At 41.7% G+C, this 17,113-nt stretch carries 16 protein-coding genes, 1 tRNA gene and 1 pseudogene; 4 read left to right on the top strand and 14 right to left on the bottom strand.

All coding sequences use genetic code 11. From position 1 onward, the window contains the following. Positions 1-162: 162 nt before the first annotated feature. The 8 genes and pseudogenes from F967_RS14495 to F967_RS05355 form a co-directional block, all read right to left on the bottom strand. On the bottom strand, positions 163-327 hold the full coding sequence (locus F967_RS14495) for an Arm DNA-binding domain-containing protein (protein ID WP_004798659.1): 165 nt from the start codon (positions 325-327) through the stop codon (positions 163-165). Between the two features lie 215 nt (positions 328-542). Beyond that, the gene (proB, locus tag F967_RS05380; RefSeq protein WP_004798658.1) at positions 543-1,676 is read right to left on the bottom strand and encodes a glutamate 5-kinase; all 1,134 of its coding nucleotides are present in this window, start codon (positions 1,674-1,676) and stop codon (positions 543-545) included. Between the two features lie 15 nt (positions 1,677-1,691). Further along, positions 1,692-2,912, bottom strand: coding sequence for an Obg family GTPase CgtA (cgtA, locus tag F967_RS05375; RefSeq protein WP_004798656.1), 1,221 nt, complete (start codon positions 2,910-2,912; stop codon positions 1,692-1,694). 124 nt (positions 2,913-3,036) lie between these two features. Continuing rightward, positions 3,037-3,120, bottom strand: a pseudogene (locus tag F967_RS14130) (MFS transporter); the annotation flags it as partial. A gap of 177 nt (positions 3,121-3,297) precedes the next feature. Next, positions 3,298-4,755, bottom strand: coding sequence for a glyceraldehyde-3-phosphate dehydrogenase (locus F967_RS05370; protein ID WP_004759667.1), 1,458 nt, complete (start codon positions 4,753-4,755; stop codon positions 3,298-3,300). 246 nt (positions 4,756-5,001) lie between these two features. After that, the gene (locus F967_RS05365; protein WP_004681161.1) at positions 5,002-5,586 is read right to left on the bottom strand and encodes a lipocalin family protein; all 585 of its coding nucleotides are present in this window, start codon (positions 5,584-5,586) and stop codon (positions 5,002-5,004) included. Between the two features lie 115 nt (positions 5,587-5,701). Next, on the bottom strand, positions 5,702-7,726 hold the full coding sequence (gene uvrB, locus F967_RS05360; RefSeq protein WP_004678029.1) for an excinuclease ABC subunit UvrB: 2,025 nt from the start codon (positions 7,724-7,726) through the stop codon (positions 5,702-5,704). 56 nt (positions 7,727-7,782) lie between these two features. Beyond that, the gene (locus tag F967_RS05355; protein WP_228127272.1) at positions 7,783-8,784 is read right to left on the bottom strand and encodes a tetratricopeptide repeat protein; all 1,002 of its coding nucleotides are present in this window, start codon (positions 8,782-8,784) and stop codon (positions 7,783-7,785) included. A 122-nt stretch (positions 8,785-8,906) separates the two neighbouring features. Between F967_RS05355 and F967_RS05350 the strand changes: the two genes are divergently transcribed. Then, a complete protein-coding gene (locus F967_RS05350; RefSeq protein ID WP_004798652.1) occupies positions 8,907-9,707 on the top strand; it encodes an A1S_2505 family phage non-structural protein in 801 nt (266 codons plus the stop codon). A gap of 35 nt (positions 9,708-9,742) precedes the next feature. Here the strand turns inward: F967_RS05350 and F967_RS05345 are convergent, their stop codons facing one another. Then, positions 9,743-9,922 (bottom strand): hypothetical protein, encoded by a 180-nt coding sequence (locus F967_RS05345; RefSeq protein WP_004678032.1) that lies wholly within the window; start codon positions 9,920-9,922, stop codon positions 9,743-9,745. 213 nt (positions 9,923-10,135) lie between these two features. On the opposite strand from F967_RS05345, the gene F967_RS05340 reads away from it, so the two are divergent. The 3 genes from F967_RS05340 (at position 10,136) to F967_RS05330 (ending at position 12,310) form a co-directional block, all read left to right on the top strand. Further along, on the top strand, positions 10,136-11,371 hold the full coding sequence (locus F967_RS05340; protein WP_004798649.1) for a pyridoxal phosphate-dependent aminotransferase: 1,236 nt from the start codon (positions 10,136-10,138) through the stop codon (positions 11,369-11,371). Between the two features lie 362 nt (positions 11,372-11,733). Further along, positions 11,734-11,809, top strand: a tRNA-Asn gene (locus F967_RS05335). Between the two features lie 60 nt (positions 11,810-11,869). Continuing rightward, entirely contained in the window at positions 11,870-12,310 is a 441-nt protein-coding gene (locus F967_RS05330) for a DUF2726 domain-containing protein (RefSeq protein WP_004798647.1), read from the top strand. Positions 12,311-12,327: 17 nt separating this feature from the next. Here the strand turns inward: F967_RS05330 and F967_RS05325 are convergent, their stop codons facing one another. The 5 genes from F967_RS05325 to glnA all read right to left on the bottom strand — a co-directional run bounded on the left by F967_RS05325 (position 12,328) and on the right by glnA (position 16,936). Further along, positions 12,328-12,537, bottom strand: a complete 210-nt coding sequence (locus F967_RS05325) for a hypothetical protein (protein WP_004678037.1) — start codon at positions 12,535-12,537, stop codon at positions 12,328-12,330. 95 nt (positions 12,538-12,632) lie between these two features. Further along, on the bottom strand, positions 12,633-13,898 hold the full coding sequence (locus F967_RS05320; RefSeq protein ID WP_004798645.1) for an alpha/beta hydrolase family protein: 1,266 nt from the start codon (positions 13,896-13,898) through the stop codon (positions 12,633-12,635). Between the two features lie 108 nt (positions 13,899-14,006). Further along, positions 14,007-14,888: a 4-hydroxybenzoate octaprenyltransferase gene (gene ubiA, locus F967_RS05315; protein ID WP_004678041.1), complete on the bottom strand. Its 882-nt coding sequence runs from the start codon at positions 14,886-14,888 to the stop codon at positions 14,007-14,009. A 15-nt stretch (positions 14,889-14,903) separates the two neighbouring features. Beyond that, a complete protein-coding gene (locus F967_RS05310; protein ID WP_004798643.1) occupies positions 14,904-15,395 on the bottom strand; it encodes a chorismate--pyruvate lyase family protein in 492 nt (163 codons plus the stop codon). A gap of 125 nt (positions 15,396-15,520) precedes the next feature. Continuing rightward, the gene (gene glnA / locus F967_RS05305; protein ID WP_171055689.1) at positions 15,521-16,936 is read right to left on the bottom strand and encodes a type I glutamate--ammonia ligase; all 1,416 of its coding nucleotides are present in this window, start codon (positions 16,934-16,936) and stop codon (positions 15,521-15,523) included. Between the last annotated feature and the right edge of the window lie 177 nt (positions 16,937-17,113).

The raw sequence follows: 17,113 nt of genomic DNA, 5'->3' as shown, positions 1-17,113 counted from the left end.
AATTCACCTCAGATGCCATCTGATTTAGCACCTTGCAATGTTTGTCTTTTATGCGTAATTTGAGTGTCTTCATACAATTATTTTAACCGTATTTTTCTTAATAGTGATTATAGCAAAAGTATTTAAAACGACATTTCATGTCGTATGGCTTACGCCAGTCGCTTATATCCTCGGGCTAAACCCCGAGGTTTTACGCTCCAATGGATAAAGCACTTTCCAAGTTTTGCGACCTGTAGGGGATACAAACAGATAAAGCATCTCGCTATCGTAGATTTTTTGCAATTTGGAGGTTGGTTTAATCGCATCAATTTGTAGTTTTGACAGCATCGCTATTTCCTCAATAATTCATATAGTTAAGAGGCTCTAAAATTTATGGCGCTTAATTTCTAGTATTTATGGCGATTAATTTTTTTAACCTCCATTTTAACCTCCATTTAACCTCTCATCGTAGTTTATTGTATGTTATTGCACTACACAAGAAAAAGGCTCAATCCCTTGTGGAATAAAGCCTTAGCGTTATGTTTGGTTATGGTAGGTTTTTGCTAATATATTGCCATATGGTTACGGTGAATCATCTCTAACGAACGTGCCTCACCTAACACCTGATGCACTTTGTCAGAAGCCAAGCCTTTAACCAAATCTGCAGAACGCGAACTAAAATTAACACGTCCCACTGCCACACGATGACCTTGTGTATCTACACACTCCACCACATCACCACGAGCAAAATGCCCTTCAATCGCTTTCACGCCCACTGGCAATAAACTACGGTGCTTGAGTTTGATCGCTTCAACCGCGCCATCATCAATCACTAAACGACCTGCTGTTTGTAAATGCGCCGCCAGCCATTGTTGATGCGCTGTAACACGGTCATTGTCTGTGGTAAACAATGTTCCCAACATTTCACCAGCCATCAGGCGAGCAAGCACATTTTCACTTTCACCACTGGCAATGAGCGTTGGACAACCCGATTTAGCCGCTAAACGCGCTGCACGGACTTTAGTCAGCATGCCGCCACGCCCGAACTTGCCGCTACCGCCCGCCATATCAAACAGACTTTCATCCAAAGCACGTACAGTATGGAACAGTTTCGCATTTGGATTAGAACGTGGATCGGAGTCAAACATGCCTTGCTGATCGGTCAAAATAATTAATAAATCGGCATGTACCTGCCCTGCGACCATTGCAGCTAGAGTGTCATTGTCACCAAAACGGATTTCATCGGTTGAGACTGTATCATTTTCATTGATGACAGGAATCACACGCCAGTCAATCAGGTTTTGTAAAGCATCACAGGAATTGAGATAACGGCGGCGATCTGCAAGATCATCATGCGTGAGTAGAACCTGTGCGGTTTGAATACCATGCTGATCCAGTACGCTTGACCATGTATGAATCAAACCCATTTGACCAATGGCGGCACAGGCCTGCAAACTGGGTAGATCGGTGGGTCGAGTCGCAAGCTTCATGCGTACCATCCCTTCTGCTACTGCACCTGAGGACACAAGTATGATTTCATGTCCAGCATTGTGTAGATCTGCAATCTGTTTCGCCCAGTGCGAAATTGCATTTAAATCTAGACCTTGCCCATTTGCAGTGAGTAAAGATGATCCGATTTTAACAACGATTCGTTTACACGCATTGAGCTGACGTTGCCCATCGACCACTTCTATCATTTTTTCCTCGATTCACTAGTCGCGTACGTAAATACTTTCTACGCCGCCTTCATCCTCATCGTCATCAAAGTCATCTTCATCGTCTTCCAGACCCGCTTCACGCTGAGCCTTACGCATGGCACGATAAGCTTCTTTTGCCGCGATAGTTTGTTCACGTGTTTCAGCCTCAAGCTGCTCACGGAATGCTTTAACTTCTGCTGCATACTCAGGATCTTCAACTTCACGTTCACGCTGTTGCTCAATTTGATCCATAAGGTAATACACAACTTCTTTGGTGCCTTCTGACATCAGGCCAGATGTCTTGAATACTGGACCTGTCCACTGCAATTCATCCAGAATGTGCTGGCACCATTCATCCCTTGATTCTTCAGCAATCTGGTCAAGCTTGTTCAACACCAGAACCAGTGGAAGTTTTGCCAAGGTTGGAGAGAATTTTTTCAACTCGCCCAGAATTGCTCTGGCATTATGTGCAGGGTCCGAACCATCAATCGGCTGGACATCCACAATATGCAACAGGATACGGGTACGCGCCAAGTGTTTAAGGAAGCGAATCCCTAGACCTGCACCTTCTGCCGCTCCTTCGATCAACCCTGGAATATCCGCCATCACGAACGAACGGTGACGATCCGCATCCACCACACCCAGGTTCGGCACCATGGTGGTAAATGGATAGTCTGCCACTTTTGGCTTGGCCGCACTGACTGCACGAATAAACGTGGATTTACCAGCATTTGGCATACCCAACAAGCCAACATCTGCAAGTACTTTCAACTCTAAACGTATTTCGCGGTATTCGCCCTTGATACCATGAGTGCATTTACGTGGAGAACGGTTGGTCGATGATTTAAAGTGTGTGTTACCTAAACCACCATCACCGCCATGTGCCACTTTGACACGCTGACCATCCTTGACCAAGTCACCAATAATGTCGCCAGATTCAGTATCCACGATGGTTGTACCCACAGGTACTTTTAGGATAACGTCCTCACCGCCACGACCTGAACAGTTCGCACCAGCGCCATTCTTACCACGTTCCGCACGGAATCGACGGGTATAACGGTAATCAACCAGCGTACCAGTATCATCATCGGCCTGGATATAGATACTTCCACCACGCCCCCCATCACCGCCATCAGGACCACCAAAAGGGACAAATTTTTCACGGCGAAAACTGGCTACGCCATTGCCACCGTCGCCAGCCTCTACGGTTATGACTGCTTCATCAACAAAGCGCATGTGCCAATCCTCTAAAATCTTAAAAGCGGACTATTCTGCCACATTTTAATAAATTTCTCGAATAGAAAAATCAGCAAATACGTTTCTAGCTTTAAAAAAGTGTTATTTCATTGTGTTATGGATGCCTATTCTTCAATGGAATATAAATATTAAAATGCTTAAGCACCCACATCGCAACATATACACCACACAAGTTGGCCACCACAATTAAGGCAAATACCGTGAATAAACGTCTGAACTGCTACAATGAAGTATTCCTAACCAATCATCTTCCCTTGTCGCTATTTTCTTTTATTTTAATGTTTCTATCAGCATAGGTTCGGTGCAGTCTATAAAAAAGCCCAGTCGAAACTGGGCTTGTATTGTATAACTTTGCTAACGAATATTATGCATCTGTTTGAGCAGGAATTTTTGCATAGCTTACGCCGCACATTTGTTCAGCAATACGCAATACCTGACAGCTATAACCCACTTCGTTATCGTACCAAACATAGGCAGTTAAACGTGTACCAGAAGTGATTGTTGCCTGTGCATCAAACACACCAGCAGTACGCGAACCGATAAAGTCACTTGATACAACCTCAGTCGAGTTGGTATAACCGATTTGACCTTGTAGGCTAGAGTTGATTGAGATTTGACGAATGTATTCGTTCACTTCTTCACGATCAACTTCTTTCTCTAGGTTTAAGTTCAATATTGCAAGTGAAACGTTTGGTGTAGGAACACGTACCGAGTTACCCGTCAACTTGCCTTTAAGGCCTGGTAATGCCTTGGCAACCGCTTTCGCAGCACCAGTTTCAGTGATTACCATGTTCAATGTTGCAGCACGACCACGGCGGTCAGCCTTGTGGTAGTTATCAATCAGGTTTTGGTCGTTTGTGAACGAGTGAACTGTTTCAACATGACCATTTAATACTTTGTATTTGTCATCTAAAACTTTCAATACAGGTGTAATTGCGTTGGTTGTACAGCTTGCAGCAGAGATGATTTTATCTTCATCTAAGATATCTGTATTGTTTACGCCGTATACAACGTTCTTCATCTCGCCTTTACTTGGTGCAGTCAAAACTACACGTGCAATACCTGCACATTTCAAGTGTTGGCTCAGACCTTCTGCATCACGCCATTTACCTGTATTGTCGATAAGAAGCGCATTTTCAATACCATAAGCGGTGTAATCCACTTCGCTTGGGCTTGAAGCATAAATAACTTTAATGAAGTTACCATTTGCAATGATGGCTTCATTTTCTTCATCAACAGAGATCGTACCGTCAAACGTACCGTGAATAGAGTCACGACGTAACAAAGAGGCACGTTTGGCCAAGTCACCATCAGATGATTTACGCACGACAATTGCCTTAAGGCTTAAACCACGACCCAGGCCTGATTGACTGATGATTAAACGCGCCAGAATACGACCAATACGGCCAAAACCGTAAAGAACAACATCTTTAGGCTGTTCAGAAGTTGCATTACCCTGAATTGATGCAACAGCATTGGCAACAAAAGCGTCTACATCACCGCCCTGATTTTGGTATTCAACAGCAAGCTTACCAATATCAACTTCGGCAGAACCGATGTTTTCAACTTTCATCAATGCTTCGAGAATTGGGAACGTGTTGACAACTGAAAGCTCAACATCAACCATACGTGTACGGCGGTGTGTTTTTAAAATCTGAATCACTGAGCGGTTAATTAAAGAACGGCCGTAAACAGAAACAACAATATTTTTCTCACGGTATAATTGACCAATTAAAGTAATCATACGTTCCGCGATTTCTTCACGGTTTTTCCAACGACCTTGGTGTTCTGCGTGTAGGGCAACGATAGTGTCTTTGCTCACAGTGACGTCCTCTAATTTATATATACTGGGCGTGAATTTTAAAACGCAATAATTGTAATAGAATTATCATCAATATTGAATCAAAAGCTGCTATTTGAGCTAAGATTTTGTCCTGATTGACTATAAATTCATAAAATACCTATAATTATTTTTTTGATTTTAGGTAAAATTCTTTTTCAATCATCATATATATATAAATAAAAAAACCATGCAAGCATGGTTTAAACGAAATCAGTATATCTTAATTTAGCGATGTTCAGGGTAAATCACATCATGAATATCATAGCCCCATGATTTCGCATAATTTAAATATTCATGGATAATTTCTTTTTTCGGATTCGGAATACGGGAAAGCACCCATAAATACTTACGGCGTGGTTCACCCACCAATACCGTCTGATAATCCTCATCCAGTTTTAAAATCCAGTAATCCCCACGACCGACAGGAATCCAGCGCACACCCTCAGGTAAAAAACTGACTTTTAATTTACTGTTAAATGGCGCATTCACCACAAAGGCTTCACCTAGGGACTGTTGTAAATCACCATCCTGGTCAGCGCATTTATTGTCAACCACGATGTTGCCATTTTCATTCAGCGTATAGGTTGCCGTGACGTTAAATGCGCATTTACGCTCAAAAAACATTGGCTTTCGGGCCACCTCATACCAAACCCCCAAATACTTATCGAGTTCCACTTTCTCAACAGTGGGTAAAGGTTTTGCCTGAGCATAGGCAATTGTTCCTACAGCCAACCCCGTTAAAACCACACCGCCCATCGCTATCTTTGCTAAACGCCAACTTGCCTTTGGGAAACTTTTAATAAATGGCATGAGAAATCCTCAAAACAGAAATTTGTTATAAATGGTCATTCGTCCTGCAACATAGCCCAATTTATAAACAAATTCTGTTGCGATATGTATCGCTTTTGAGGATTTCTCTTAAAAATCAAGATTGCAGCATGTGTGCCTTTAAACGAACGATCTCATCACGGAGTCTTGCAGCCTGCTCAAACTGTAGCTCCTTGGATGCCTTTAACATTTCCTTTTCCAGTTTGCCAATGTGCTTCGCAAACAGTTTTGGATCAGATAAAAGATGCTGTTCATCAGCACTGATGGCCTTGTGTTGATCAACAATTTTTTCATCAATCTGATCATCACTTAAAACTTCACCTGTATCAATTTCCTTGATCACCTGACGAACAGCACTGCGTGGGGTAATTCCATGTAATTCATTAAACTCGATCTGTTTATTACGACGGCGTTCTGTTTCATCCATTGCCTTACGCATGGAATCAGTGATGCGGTCCGCATATAAAATTGCTTTACCTTTCACATTACGGGCAGCACGTCCAATGGTCTGGATCAGGGAACGCTCAGAACGTAGAAAGCCCTCTTTGTCCGCATCCAGAATTGCCACCAACGACACTTCTGGCATATCCAGCCCCTCACGCAGCAGGTTAATGCCGACCAGTACATCATGCACACCTGTCCGCAATTCATGGATAATCTTGACCCGTTCAACGGTATCAATATCTGAATGCAGGTAAGCCACCTTGATGCCATACTCTTTCAGATATGAAGTTAGGTCCTCTGCCATACGTTTGGTCAGTGTTGTGACCAGCACACGCTCATTCAACTGTTTACGAATATTGATTTCAGACAACACATCATCGACCTGTGTCAACACAGGGCGAACCTCGATCTCAGGATCAATCAACCCTGTTGGACGTACCACCTGCTCAACAATCTGTTCTGATTTTTCCAGTTCATAATATGCTGGTGTCGCGCTGACAAACACAGTAGTCGGTACAATACGTTCCCATTCCTCAAATTTCATTGGGCGGTTATCCAAAGCACTTGGCAAACGGAAACCATAATTCACCAGATTTTCTTTACGGGAACGGTCGCCTTTATACATCGCACCAATTTGTGGAACAGTCACATGCGATTCATCAATGATCAGCAACGCATCTTCGGGAATATAGTCAAACAAGGTCGGTGGTGCTTCGCCTGCCGTACGACCTGAAAGATGGCGTGAGTAGTTTTCAATCCCATTGGTATAGCCCAACTGCTGCATCATCTCCAGATCATAACGGGTACGCTGTTCAATACGTTGTGCCTCCAGTAACTTGTCATGATCCTTGAAGAATTTAAGCTGGTCTTTTAACTCATCTTTAATGGTATCAATGGCACGGGTTAAATGGTCTTTCGGCGTAACATAGTGGCTCTTTGGATAAATGGTCACACGCGGCACTTTACGCACCAGTTTTCCAGTCAGCGGATCAAACCAGCGGATTGAATCCACCTCATCGTCGAACAATTCCACCCGAATCGCATCCTGATCCGATTCAGCTGGGAAAATATCAATAATTTCACCACGGATACGGTAGGTACCACGCAAAAACTCCAATTCGTTACGGGTGTATTGCATTTCGACCAAACGACGAATAATGTCATCACGGCTGACCCGATCGCCCTGCACAATATGCAACAGCATCTGCATGTAGGCGTTTGGGTCACCCAAACCATAAATGGCAGACACCGATGCCACAATGATGGCATCACGGCGTTCCAGCAAAGCACGGGTTGCAGAGAGCCGCATCTGGTCAATGTGGTCATTAATGGCGGAATCTTTTTCGATAAAGGTATCGGATGAGGGCACATAGGCTTCTGGCTGATAGTAATCGTAGTAACTGACGAAATACTCGACCGCATTGTTTGGGAAAAATGCCTTGAACTCACCATAAAGCTGTGCCGCAAGCGTTTTGTTATGCGCCATCACAATGGTGGGACGCTGGGTTTGGGCAATCACATTGGCCATAGTATAGGTCTTGCCCGACCCTGTAACCCCAAGTAGCAATTGATTACGAAAACCCTGTTCAATCCCACTTACAAGCTTCTCAATCGCCTGAGGTTGATCACCTGCTGGCTGGTAGTTGGTGACTAACTCAAAAGGTTGGTTTTCGCTCACAGGCTTACTCTTTTCTGATCAGTTGACTTTTATTAATAAGGTCGAATTAACAATTTTCAACGTTCAATATCTAGTGCTTTAAGACTTCTTTTTGCTGGGGCATAGCCCAAACGTGCTGATTGTTGAAAATATAATTGAGCCTGAATGACATCACACAATACCCCTTTACCTTGCAAATAAAGATTTCCCAAACTAAACATGGCTTCAGGAATCCTATATTGTGCAGCGTATAAATAAAGTTCAATCGCTTTTTTATAATCCTGTGCAACACCCAATCCATGCTCATATTTATCAGCTAAATTATTAGTCGCCCTCGGGTAGCCTTGTCGAGCAGCCTCATGATACCAGTAGACTGCTTTCTTATAATCCTGAGGAAAACCCTCTCTTCCATATTCATAATTAATGCCAAGTTTAAATTGTGCCTCAGCAAATCCTTGTTCCCCACTTTTAATCAGATAATCAAAAAATAAATTTTTTTCAGATTCTAAATACACCTTATTTTCAACACGATCTCTCGGCTGAAAGAGAATATAGTAACCATGTTCACGAGCTAGATATTCACTGGCAATGGCATGACCATTTTGGCTAGCCAATTCAAAATATTGTCTTGCTTTCTTTCTGATCTTTAAAACATATTGTTCATCCTGATCTTTTGGTTCATGGTTTGAATAATACATTGCCAGAGCCAATGCAGCGTCCATATCCCTATCATTTTTCAGCCATTTTTCCAATTCAGCAAGATAATAAACCACATAATCCTGCATATTGTTTGTGCTATGGTCAATATAATGTAAAGTCTTTGTTCCTTTTGCCTTGAAATCATCTATGGCATATCCATAAGACCTTTCTTCACCTTGTTCAGAAATAAAAGGGATTCTTTTTATTTTTTTACCTGTTTTATCATATTCCAAATTAGCAATTTGAATAGGAATAAAACCATATTTAAAATGTAAAGGTGAATAGGCATCCAAACCTCGACAACTCATTAAGGCAAAATCCCCTTTTTGTACAATACGCCCATTGGTATAAAGTAGATTCCCTGCTTTGGATTGATTCATTTTCATCTATCACACTGTTTTTGTTATCTTTCAACAATAACATAAAACTTTTACATTTAGCACTTGACCATCAGCCTAATCAACTGCAACATGAATGTATACTCTATTTCAATGATAACAATATGTCTTACCAATACCATGATGAAAGCATTGTCACCGAACTGCCCGAAGATACTGTTTTTGTATTTGGCAGTAACTTAGCTGGCACACACGACAGTGGTGCAGCTCGTGTGGCAGCACAACATTTTGCCGCAGTCAAAGGTGTGGGACGTGGCTGGGCTGGACAAAGTTTTGCGATTCCAACATTAAACGAACATTTACAGCAAATGCCACTGTCACAAATTGAGCATTATGTAGATGATTTTAAAATCTATGCCAAAAAACATCCAAAAATGAAATACTTTTTAACAGCATTGGGTTGTGGTATTGCAGGTTATAAAGTCTCTGAAATTGCCCCTTTATTTAAAGGGATTCATTCCAATGTGATTTTTCCTGAATCATTTCGTCCTTATATTGAAGAAGATGCTGTTTCTCAATTTCCCAATTTAACTGCCGAAACAGTGCATGCCTTTATTAATGACGAAGTCATTTTTTACTTCAATCATGGCTATGAATCTTTTGAAGAGGCTTTAGATAAAACCCATTTATCTGCTGTGGAAAAAGCAATTGCACTTGTTGTTTTAAATGAAGAGATTTATCCACGTGATCGCTACGGGCGTGGCCGTGAACATGAAATCACTGATATTTTAAGCAAACTGAATGGGAAGATTTTTAATTTCCAAAGTAATTCCGAAGGTGCGATGATTTTTGTTGGCGTGATTATCGCCTTAATGGAACTGTATGATATTGATGAATATGATTTCATGAAACTCTGGCGTGGTGAACTGGAAATACAGCATCCAGTAAACCGCAAACGCCATTAAGATAAAAAGCCAATCATCAACTGATTGGCTTTCTTTTAGCGTTTCCCCATCGAACGGCGTGTACCACGTGGTGGCATCCAAGTCCGATCTGCATATTGCTCAGGCTTTGGACGAACCTGATTATGCGCCACGTCCTCAGAATCATCTTGAGCAGATGGCATCGGGAATGGTAATTTCACCAAAGCTTTTTTGGCTTTTGGTTGTTGCGTACTCATTGAAATTCTCTCGAAATCTAAATTTCTAGTCGCTATTGTAATGGATTTTTGTCAGTTTTATAAAAATAAAATATGTAAAAAACCAAAGCTTTCATACAACTTATATTTTGGTAACTTTTTATGCGATTAAGGCAAGTTTTGACCACAATAACCTTGATTTAAGCTAAGATAAGCTGCTTTTTATTTTTCAATCCCATAAGAAGGAATAATGCCGTGGACGTACGTCTCTCTGATCGTGTCAATGCCATCAAACCGTCCCCTACACTTGCAGTAACAAATAAGGCCGCCGAGCTTAAAGCTGCTGGTAAAAACGTGATTGGTTTAGGTGCAGGCGAACCAGACTTTGATACCCCTCAACACATCAAAGATGCTGCAATTGAAGCGATTAACAAAGGCTTTACAAAATATACAGCAGTAGACGGTACTCCGAGCTTAAAGAAAGCAATTATTGCAAAATTAAAACGTGACAATAATTTAGATTATCAAGCAAACCAGATTTTGGTGTCTTGTGGTGGTAAGCAAAGCTTCTTTAACCTGGCACTAGCCTTGTTAAACAAAGGTGATGAAGTGATCATCCCTGCGCCATTCTGGGTAAGCTATCCAGACATGGTGATCATTGCTGAGGGTACGCCAGTCATCGTAAAATGTGGTGAAGAACAACGCTTCAAAATCACACCTGAACAATTGGAAGCTGCAATCACACCAAATACACGTTTGTTGGTACTTAACAGTCCATCGAATCCAACAGGCATGATCTACACCAAGGCTGAACTAGAAGCTTTGGCTGATGTGCTTCGTCGCCACCCACAAGTATTGATTGCTTCGGACGACATGTATGAACCAATCCGTTGGGAAGATGAGTTCTACAACATCGCAACAATTGCTCCAGACTTATATGACCGTACCATTGTGCTTAACGGTGTGTCAAAAGCGTATGCAATGACAGGCTGGCGTATTGGCTATGCGGCTGGTCCTGCAAAATTGATTGGCGCAATGAAGAACATTCAGTCCCAATCTACATCTAACCCAACCTCAATTTCACAGGTTGCGGCAGAAGCTGCATTGAATGGTCCACAAGACGTTCTTCAACCAATGATTGAAGCGTTTAAACGCCGTCATGACTTGGTGGTAAATGGCTTAAATGAAATCAACGGTATTTCTTGTCTCCCTGCTGATGGCGCGTTCTATGCCTATGCAAACATCCGTCCATTGATTCGTGCAAAAGGTATGAAATCTTGTACAGAATTCTCTGAGTGGTTACTTGAAGAAACTGGCGTTGCTGTTGTTCCTGGCGACGCATTTGGTTTAGGTGGTTTTATGCGTATTTCTTATGCAACTGCTGATGAAATATTAGTTGATGCTTTAGCACGTATCAAAAAAGCAGCAGACTCAATTGATGGTGTAGATGCGGCAATCGCATCAATTGAAGCTGAAAAAGCAGTGAAATAATCATACTGTAAATTAAGCAATTTCAACTACTGTGTAATATTGTTCAGGATTCTGAATAATCTAGAGATAATTTTGTTGATAAAAGAAAAAATTTGAGAAAATAGATTGAATACAATGAGTCGTCATTTTGATCTCCGATTTAGCCATTTTAGTGCTGGCAAGTTGGGTTAAATCCACACTGTTTAGATCAATATCCAAACATTCTTTCTATCTTGACTCTAGCAATCACTTGATTAAAGTTCAAGTTATTTATGCCATTTCACCTTAATTGTGCAAATAAAAAGCATACGATATAAAAATGAAAGAAACATGACATTTTTAACTTGACCGATTTTAAAAGCCACCTATAATGGCACTCAGATTCTCCCATAGCTCAGTCGGTAGAGCGACGGACTGTTAATCCGCAGGTCCCTGGTTCGAGCCCAGGTGGGAGAGCCAAGATTCTAAAAACCCACTCATTTTGAGTGGGTTTTTTCTTGTGGGTAATTTAATCAGAATATGTTTGCATCGAATCAATTCATTTTTGTACTGATTGGCTGTATCAGCACAGCACTACTTCTCATCAGTTGCATACGTTCTTTTTTACCCAAGCGACAATTCTTTCCCCGCCCTGTCATTACCGCATTTGAATCACAAATGTTCGTGCAATTAAAACAGGCATTTCCCCATTACCACGTATTGGCCCAGGTTGCCTTTAGTGCGTTGATTACAAGCGAGCATTACAATATCCGCAGCAAATTCAACCGCAAGGTCACAGACTTCGTTATTTTAGATCAGGAAATGCGGGTTATTGCGGTGATTGAACTTGATGATCCAAGCCATATTGGAAAGGAACTGGAAGACCAAAAACGTGACCGTATGCTGAAAGAGGCAGGCTATCGGGTACAACGTTATACGCAAATTCCATCCATTAAACAGTTACAGATGGATATTCGCTGATTTAATGATGCGTAACATTACTGCTCTGTTTTTGCAGCTTGCTCGGCCTTTTTCTGCTCTTCGAATTTCTTGGCAATTTCAGCATGTTGCTGGTCATATTTTTTCTTGGTTTCCGCATCACTCTTTGCAGCAAGAAATGCCATACCTACAATAAAAATTGGAATTGCCAAACCCAAACCCATCAACAACCAAGGTATCGACTTTTTTTCAACAGTTTTTTGACTCATGGATTATTCCAACTTAAGTTGCAAGCTTCAAGGAGTGCAACAATATAACAAAAAAGAGCCTCTATAAAGAGACTCTTTTTTTATAGCTGATTGGCTTATTGAGCTGGCATATAAAGTTTAACAAAGTCCCTTAACTGCCCAGTTTGTGTTGCATAAAGAATTGCACCTGTATGAGAACCATTCACCACAGGAGCACTTGCACTTGGTGCAATTGGCACTGGAATCATACTGACATTTGTACCTGCTTTTGACATTTTATCGTACAGATCATACGTCACAGTATAAGGTACATTGGTATCATAAACCCCTTGAATGATCAGAATTGGTTTATTCAGTTTTTTCGTTGTTGGCTGGCTATAGTCGTTGAGGAACTTCTTCACAACCTCATCTGTTTCAAACTCTTCCCGATTAATTCCTGGATAGTCTATAACTTTCTTGTCTGGATTCGCTGCTATAAAGGCTTGAATATCTTTGCTGTATTCATCCTGGATTTCATCCAGACATTCAGTTTTTGCCAAATCGGCAATGGTCTTGGCTTTGGCACTACCAAACATATTCTGGTAATTGAATGTTGGTTCATAAGCTGTAATTCCAACCCCAGCCAATGCGGCATAAGACAACAATGTCGCATAGGTTTCAATCGCAACAGGCTGTGACAAGCCATTGATTGCAGCAGGTGCAACATTCAGGATAATTTCGCCTAAGCTTGATGCTGGTGCACCAGCAACCGCACCTTTATAGCTTGCGTCTGCATTGGCATATTCAGCAACACCCAATGAAGCCTGTCCGCCTTGTGACTGGCCTACAGACATCCACGCGCCATTCAGTTTGGTGCCATAGTGCTCTTTGGCTGCTTTTACTGCATAGATTGCAGATTTAGCCTCGCTCGGCAGGTGCAGGTAAGGATGTTCACCCTCTCCTCCCAAGCCCTCATAGTCAGGCGCCACGATTACATAACCCTGACCCAATAGCTCCTTGGCAATATAGTCATTGAATCGATCACCCAATCCTGCATTGCTTGGTGCACATTTATCAGCTCCACCCAATGTGCCATGCGTCCATACGATCACCCGATAACCATCTTTAGGTGGAGCAATCGTTGGAAAATAGACAAGCGCTGAGGTTTCAACAGTCTTACCCAAAACGTTTGGCATTTTATATTTAATGACTTTAACCGAACTCGCTTCAGCCACATCTTTCAAAGTGTCTGCTTCATTTACATACGCTGTTTCTGAAACATAAGATGATGGTGTAGAGGGTTGTGAATTATTATCACTACCGCCGCCGCCATTATTACATGCAGTTAAAAATAATGAAGCTGTTAACGTAGAAATTGCTAAAGTAATATTAGACCGTTTCATAAAATATCCTTTTAGTCCTTGTCTTTTTTATACATGACGCTACACGCCATTCTATTAATACATAAAAAAAGTGCCCTGCATAGGACACTTTTCTATTCATTCATTATTTCAGCTTATGAATTCTAAAAAAATTCCGATAAAAATAATCATTCCAACCCAACGATTGTGACGGAATGCCCAAAAACAGATTTGAGGGTTCCGATCTTTTGTTTTGAACGCCTGATAAATAAAATCTGCCGCAACCACAAGCAATGCAATCAGCCCAAAAGGAATTAGAATATTTTCCAGATAAAATGCCGTCCCAATCAATCCAAGACTAATTGCCTGTAACAAAGCAATAATCTGGATATCGTAACGGCCAAACAGAATGGCCGTCGATTTCACCCCAATTTTCAGGTCATATTCACGATCAGTAATCGCATATTGAGTATCATAGGCCACTGTCCACGCCAAATTGCCAAAATATAAAAACCAGCAGGTTAAATCAGGTGTTTGCCCTACTGCGGTATAGGCCATGGGAATTGACCATGAGAATGCAGCACCCAAAAATACCTGAGGTAAATGGGTATAGCGCTTCATAAAAGGATACATAAACGCCAAAAACAATGCACCAAATGACCAATAAAAAGTCTCTAAAGGCAAGAACAACAACAGACAGGCACTGGCCACAACCAATCCCAAAAATACAAAAACTGCCTCACGGGCACGAATAATCCCTGTGGCTAAAGGACGGGTTTTGGTGCGTTCTACATGAGCATCGACTTTACGGTCGGCAAAGTCATTAATGGCACAGCCTGCTGCACGCATAAAAATCACGCCCAGCGTCATTACCAGCAGGATTTTTAAATCAGGAATACCTTTAGATGCAATCCATAACGCCCACATGGTGGGCCAAAATACCAGTTCCGTACCAATCGGCTTATCAAAACGGCAGAGATAATAATAGGCTTGCAGACGTTGTCGCCATGTGGTGTGTTGCACTGTTTCCATGCTGATTCCTTAGAGTCAATGCTGACGAATAAACTGTTCAAACGCTGGCAGAAATGTTTCCTGCACAATAAATTTGCAGCCATGCCAAGTATAGCAACTTTGTCGTGTCCAGCCCTCTTCCAGATGAATCACACGTCTTTCGCAAGATGGATTGGTTCTTTGAAATAAAAACCAGCCAATCGGCTTATTACCAATATGTTGAAACAAACGGGCTTTTTTTTGCAGACTTAGAATTGGAAATATACTTTTAGCTTTTACCCATGCCTGTTCTTCACAACCATATAAATTGGTTTCTCGTACCCATGCAAGGTGATGGTATGGCATCTTCATCCATCGACTATCCGCAAGCGTTAAACGTTGGTACTGTTCTTTGATGCGTTCAACACGAAACTCACCACCTGCCAAATCTGTCAGTTGTTGAGTGAGTGAACCTGAGGCATACAACCATTTTTTTAATTCAGCATGAAGCTGTTGTTCCCTTGTTCTGTTTGGTCGTAAATTTCGCATGCTTGGCTCACTAAAAACATCGGGATTAGTTTACCTGAATTTTTTATTAAAAATGTATGAAATTCAAATTGAAACAGAAACATAAAAAAAGTCCGCCGAAGCGGACTTTTCTGATTTTGGATGTATTACAGGCTGTAGTACATATCAAATTCAACTGGGTGAGTCGTCGTATTAAGACGACGTACATCTTCAGTTTTAAGTTCGATGTAAGCATCTAACATTTCTTTAGTGAATACACCGCCTTTTAATAAGAACTCATGATCCGCTTTAAGAGCATCAATCGCCATTTCCAAGTTATGAGCAACTGTAGGGATTTTTGCTTCTTCTTCAGGAGGAAGGTCATACAAGTTCTTGTCAGCAGCTTCACCTGGATGGATCTTGTTTTGGATACCATCAAGACCAGCCATTAACAATGCAGCGAAACCTAAGTATGGGTTCATTAATGGATCTGGGAAACGTGCTTCGATACGCTTGCCTTTAGGGCTAGAAACGTAAGGAATACGGATAGAAGCAGAACGGTTACGTGCTGAGTAAGCAAGCATAATCGGAGCTTCGTAGTGTGGAACTAAACGCTTATAAGAGTTTGTACCAGGGTTGGTAATTGCATTTAATGCACGCGCGTGCTTGATGATACCACCAATGAAGAACAATGCCATTTCAGACAAACCAGCATATTCATCACCAGCAAACAGGTTCTTGCCATCTTTAGAGATAGACATATGAACGTGCATACCAGAACCGTTATCACCTACCATTGGCTTAGGCATGAATGTAGCAGTTTTACCATATTGATGCGCAACGTTCCAAACTGCATATTTGAACTGCTGAACTTCGTCCGCTTTACGAACCATGGTGTTGAAGCTCACACCAATTTCTAATTGGCAAGAAGCAACTTCGTGGTGATGTACTTCTACACGACCAGGGCCCATGATGTCTTCGATACGTGCACACATTTCAGCACGCATATCTTGATGAGAATCAACTGGAGGAACTGGGAAGTAACCGCCTTTCACACGTGGACGGTGACCAGAGTTACCAGCTTCATAATCTTTACCAGTCGACCATGCAGCTTCTTCAGCGATCAATGTGTGGCGTGCGCCAGACATGTCGATATCCCACTTCACTTCGTCAAAAACGAAGAATTCTGGTTCTGGACCAAAGAATGCAGTATCACCGATACCAGTAGATTTTAAATATTCTTCAGCACGACGAGCAATCGAACGTGGATCACGCTCGTAACCTTGGCCAGTAGATGGCTCGATTACGTCACAAGTTACAACAACTGTTGGCTCAGCAAAGAACGGGTCAAGAAAACCTGTTTCAGCATCTGGACGTAAGATCATGTCAGACGCTTCAATGCCTTTCCAACCAGCGATTGAAGAACCATCAAACATTTTACCGTCTTCAAAGGTATCTTCATCAATGGTGTCAGCTGGGTAAGTGACGTGCTGCTCTTTACCCTTAGTATCAGTAAAGCGAAAATCGACCCATTTTGCGCCACTTTCTTTGATGAGTTGAAGGACCTTGTTCGCCATGCTCATTTGCTCCAATGAAATTTTTGTGCACCTGTTAAGTGCGTGTTAGTTGTTGATATATAATTAGCAATTACCATACCAACAATTTTAAAGCATACCTAAAACATTGAAATTCTTTGCAGAAAAAATGCTTTAAGCTCCATGTCCCATGTCTACTATAATGTTTGCTTTCACAAATGCACC

The sequence above is a fragment of the Acinetobacter sp. CIP 102637 genome (assembly GCF_000368425.1).
Classification (GTDB): Bacteria; Pseudomonadota; Gammaproteobacteria; order Pseudomonadales; family Moraxellaceae; genus Acinetobacter; species Acinetobacter parvus.
The sequence above is the reverse complement of the archived record's forward strand: the minus strand, read 5'-3'. Positions and strand labels throughout refer to the sequence as shown.

Coding starts and splice junctions, on each gene's coding strand:
- F967_RS14495 (WP_004798659.1), bottom strand. CDS start 327: ATGCTGTCAAAACTACAAATTGATGCGATTAAACCAACCTCCAAATTG.
- proB (WP_004798658.1), bottom strand. CDS start 1,676: ATGATAGAAGTGGTCGATGGGCAACGTCAGCTCAATGCGTGTAAACGA.
- cgtA (WP_004798656.1), bottom strand. CDS start 2,912: ATGCGCTTTGTTGATGAAGCAGTCATAACCGTAGAGGCTGGCGACGGT.
- F967_RS05365 (WP_004681161.1), bottom strand. CDS start 5,586: ATGCCATTTATTAAAAGTTTCCCAAAGGCAAGTTGGCGTTTAGCAAAG.
- F967_RS05355 (WP_228127272.1), bottom strand. CDS start 8,784: ATGAATCAATCCAAAGCAGGGAATCTACTTTATACCAATGGGCGTATT.
- F967_RS05350 (WP_004798652.1), top strand. CDS start 8,907: ATGTCTTACCAATACCATGATGAAAGCATTGTCACCGAACTGCCCGAA.
- F967_RS05345 (WP_004678032.1), bottom strand. CDS start 9,922: ATGAGTACGCAACAACCAAAAGCCAAAAAAGCTTTGGTGAAATTACCA.
- F967_RS05330 (WP_004798647.1), top strand. CDS start 11,870: ATGTTTGCATCGAATCAATTCATTTTTGTACTGATTGGCTGTATCAGC.
- F967_RS05325 (WP_004678037.1), bottom strand. CDS start 12,537: ATGAGTCAAAAAACTGTTGAAAAAAAGTCGATACCTTGGTTGTTGATG.
- F967_RS05320 (WP_004798645.1), bottom strand. CDS start 13,898: ATGAAACGGTCTAATATTACTTTAGCAATTTCTACGTTAACAGCTTCA.
- ubiA (WP_004678041.1), bottom strand. CDS start 14,888: ATGGAAACAGTGCAACACACCACATGGCGACAACGTCTGCAAGCCTAT.
- F967_RS05310 (WP_004798643.1), bottom strand. CDS start 15,395: ATGCGAAATTTACGACCAAACAGAACAAGGGAACAACAGCTTCATGCT.
- glnA (WP_171055689.1), bottom strand. CDS start 16,936: ATGAGCATGGCGAACAAGGTCCTTCAACTCATCAAAGAAAGTGGCGCA.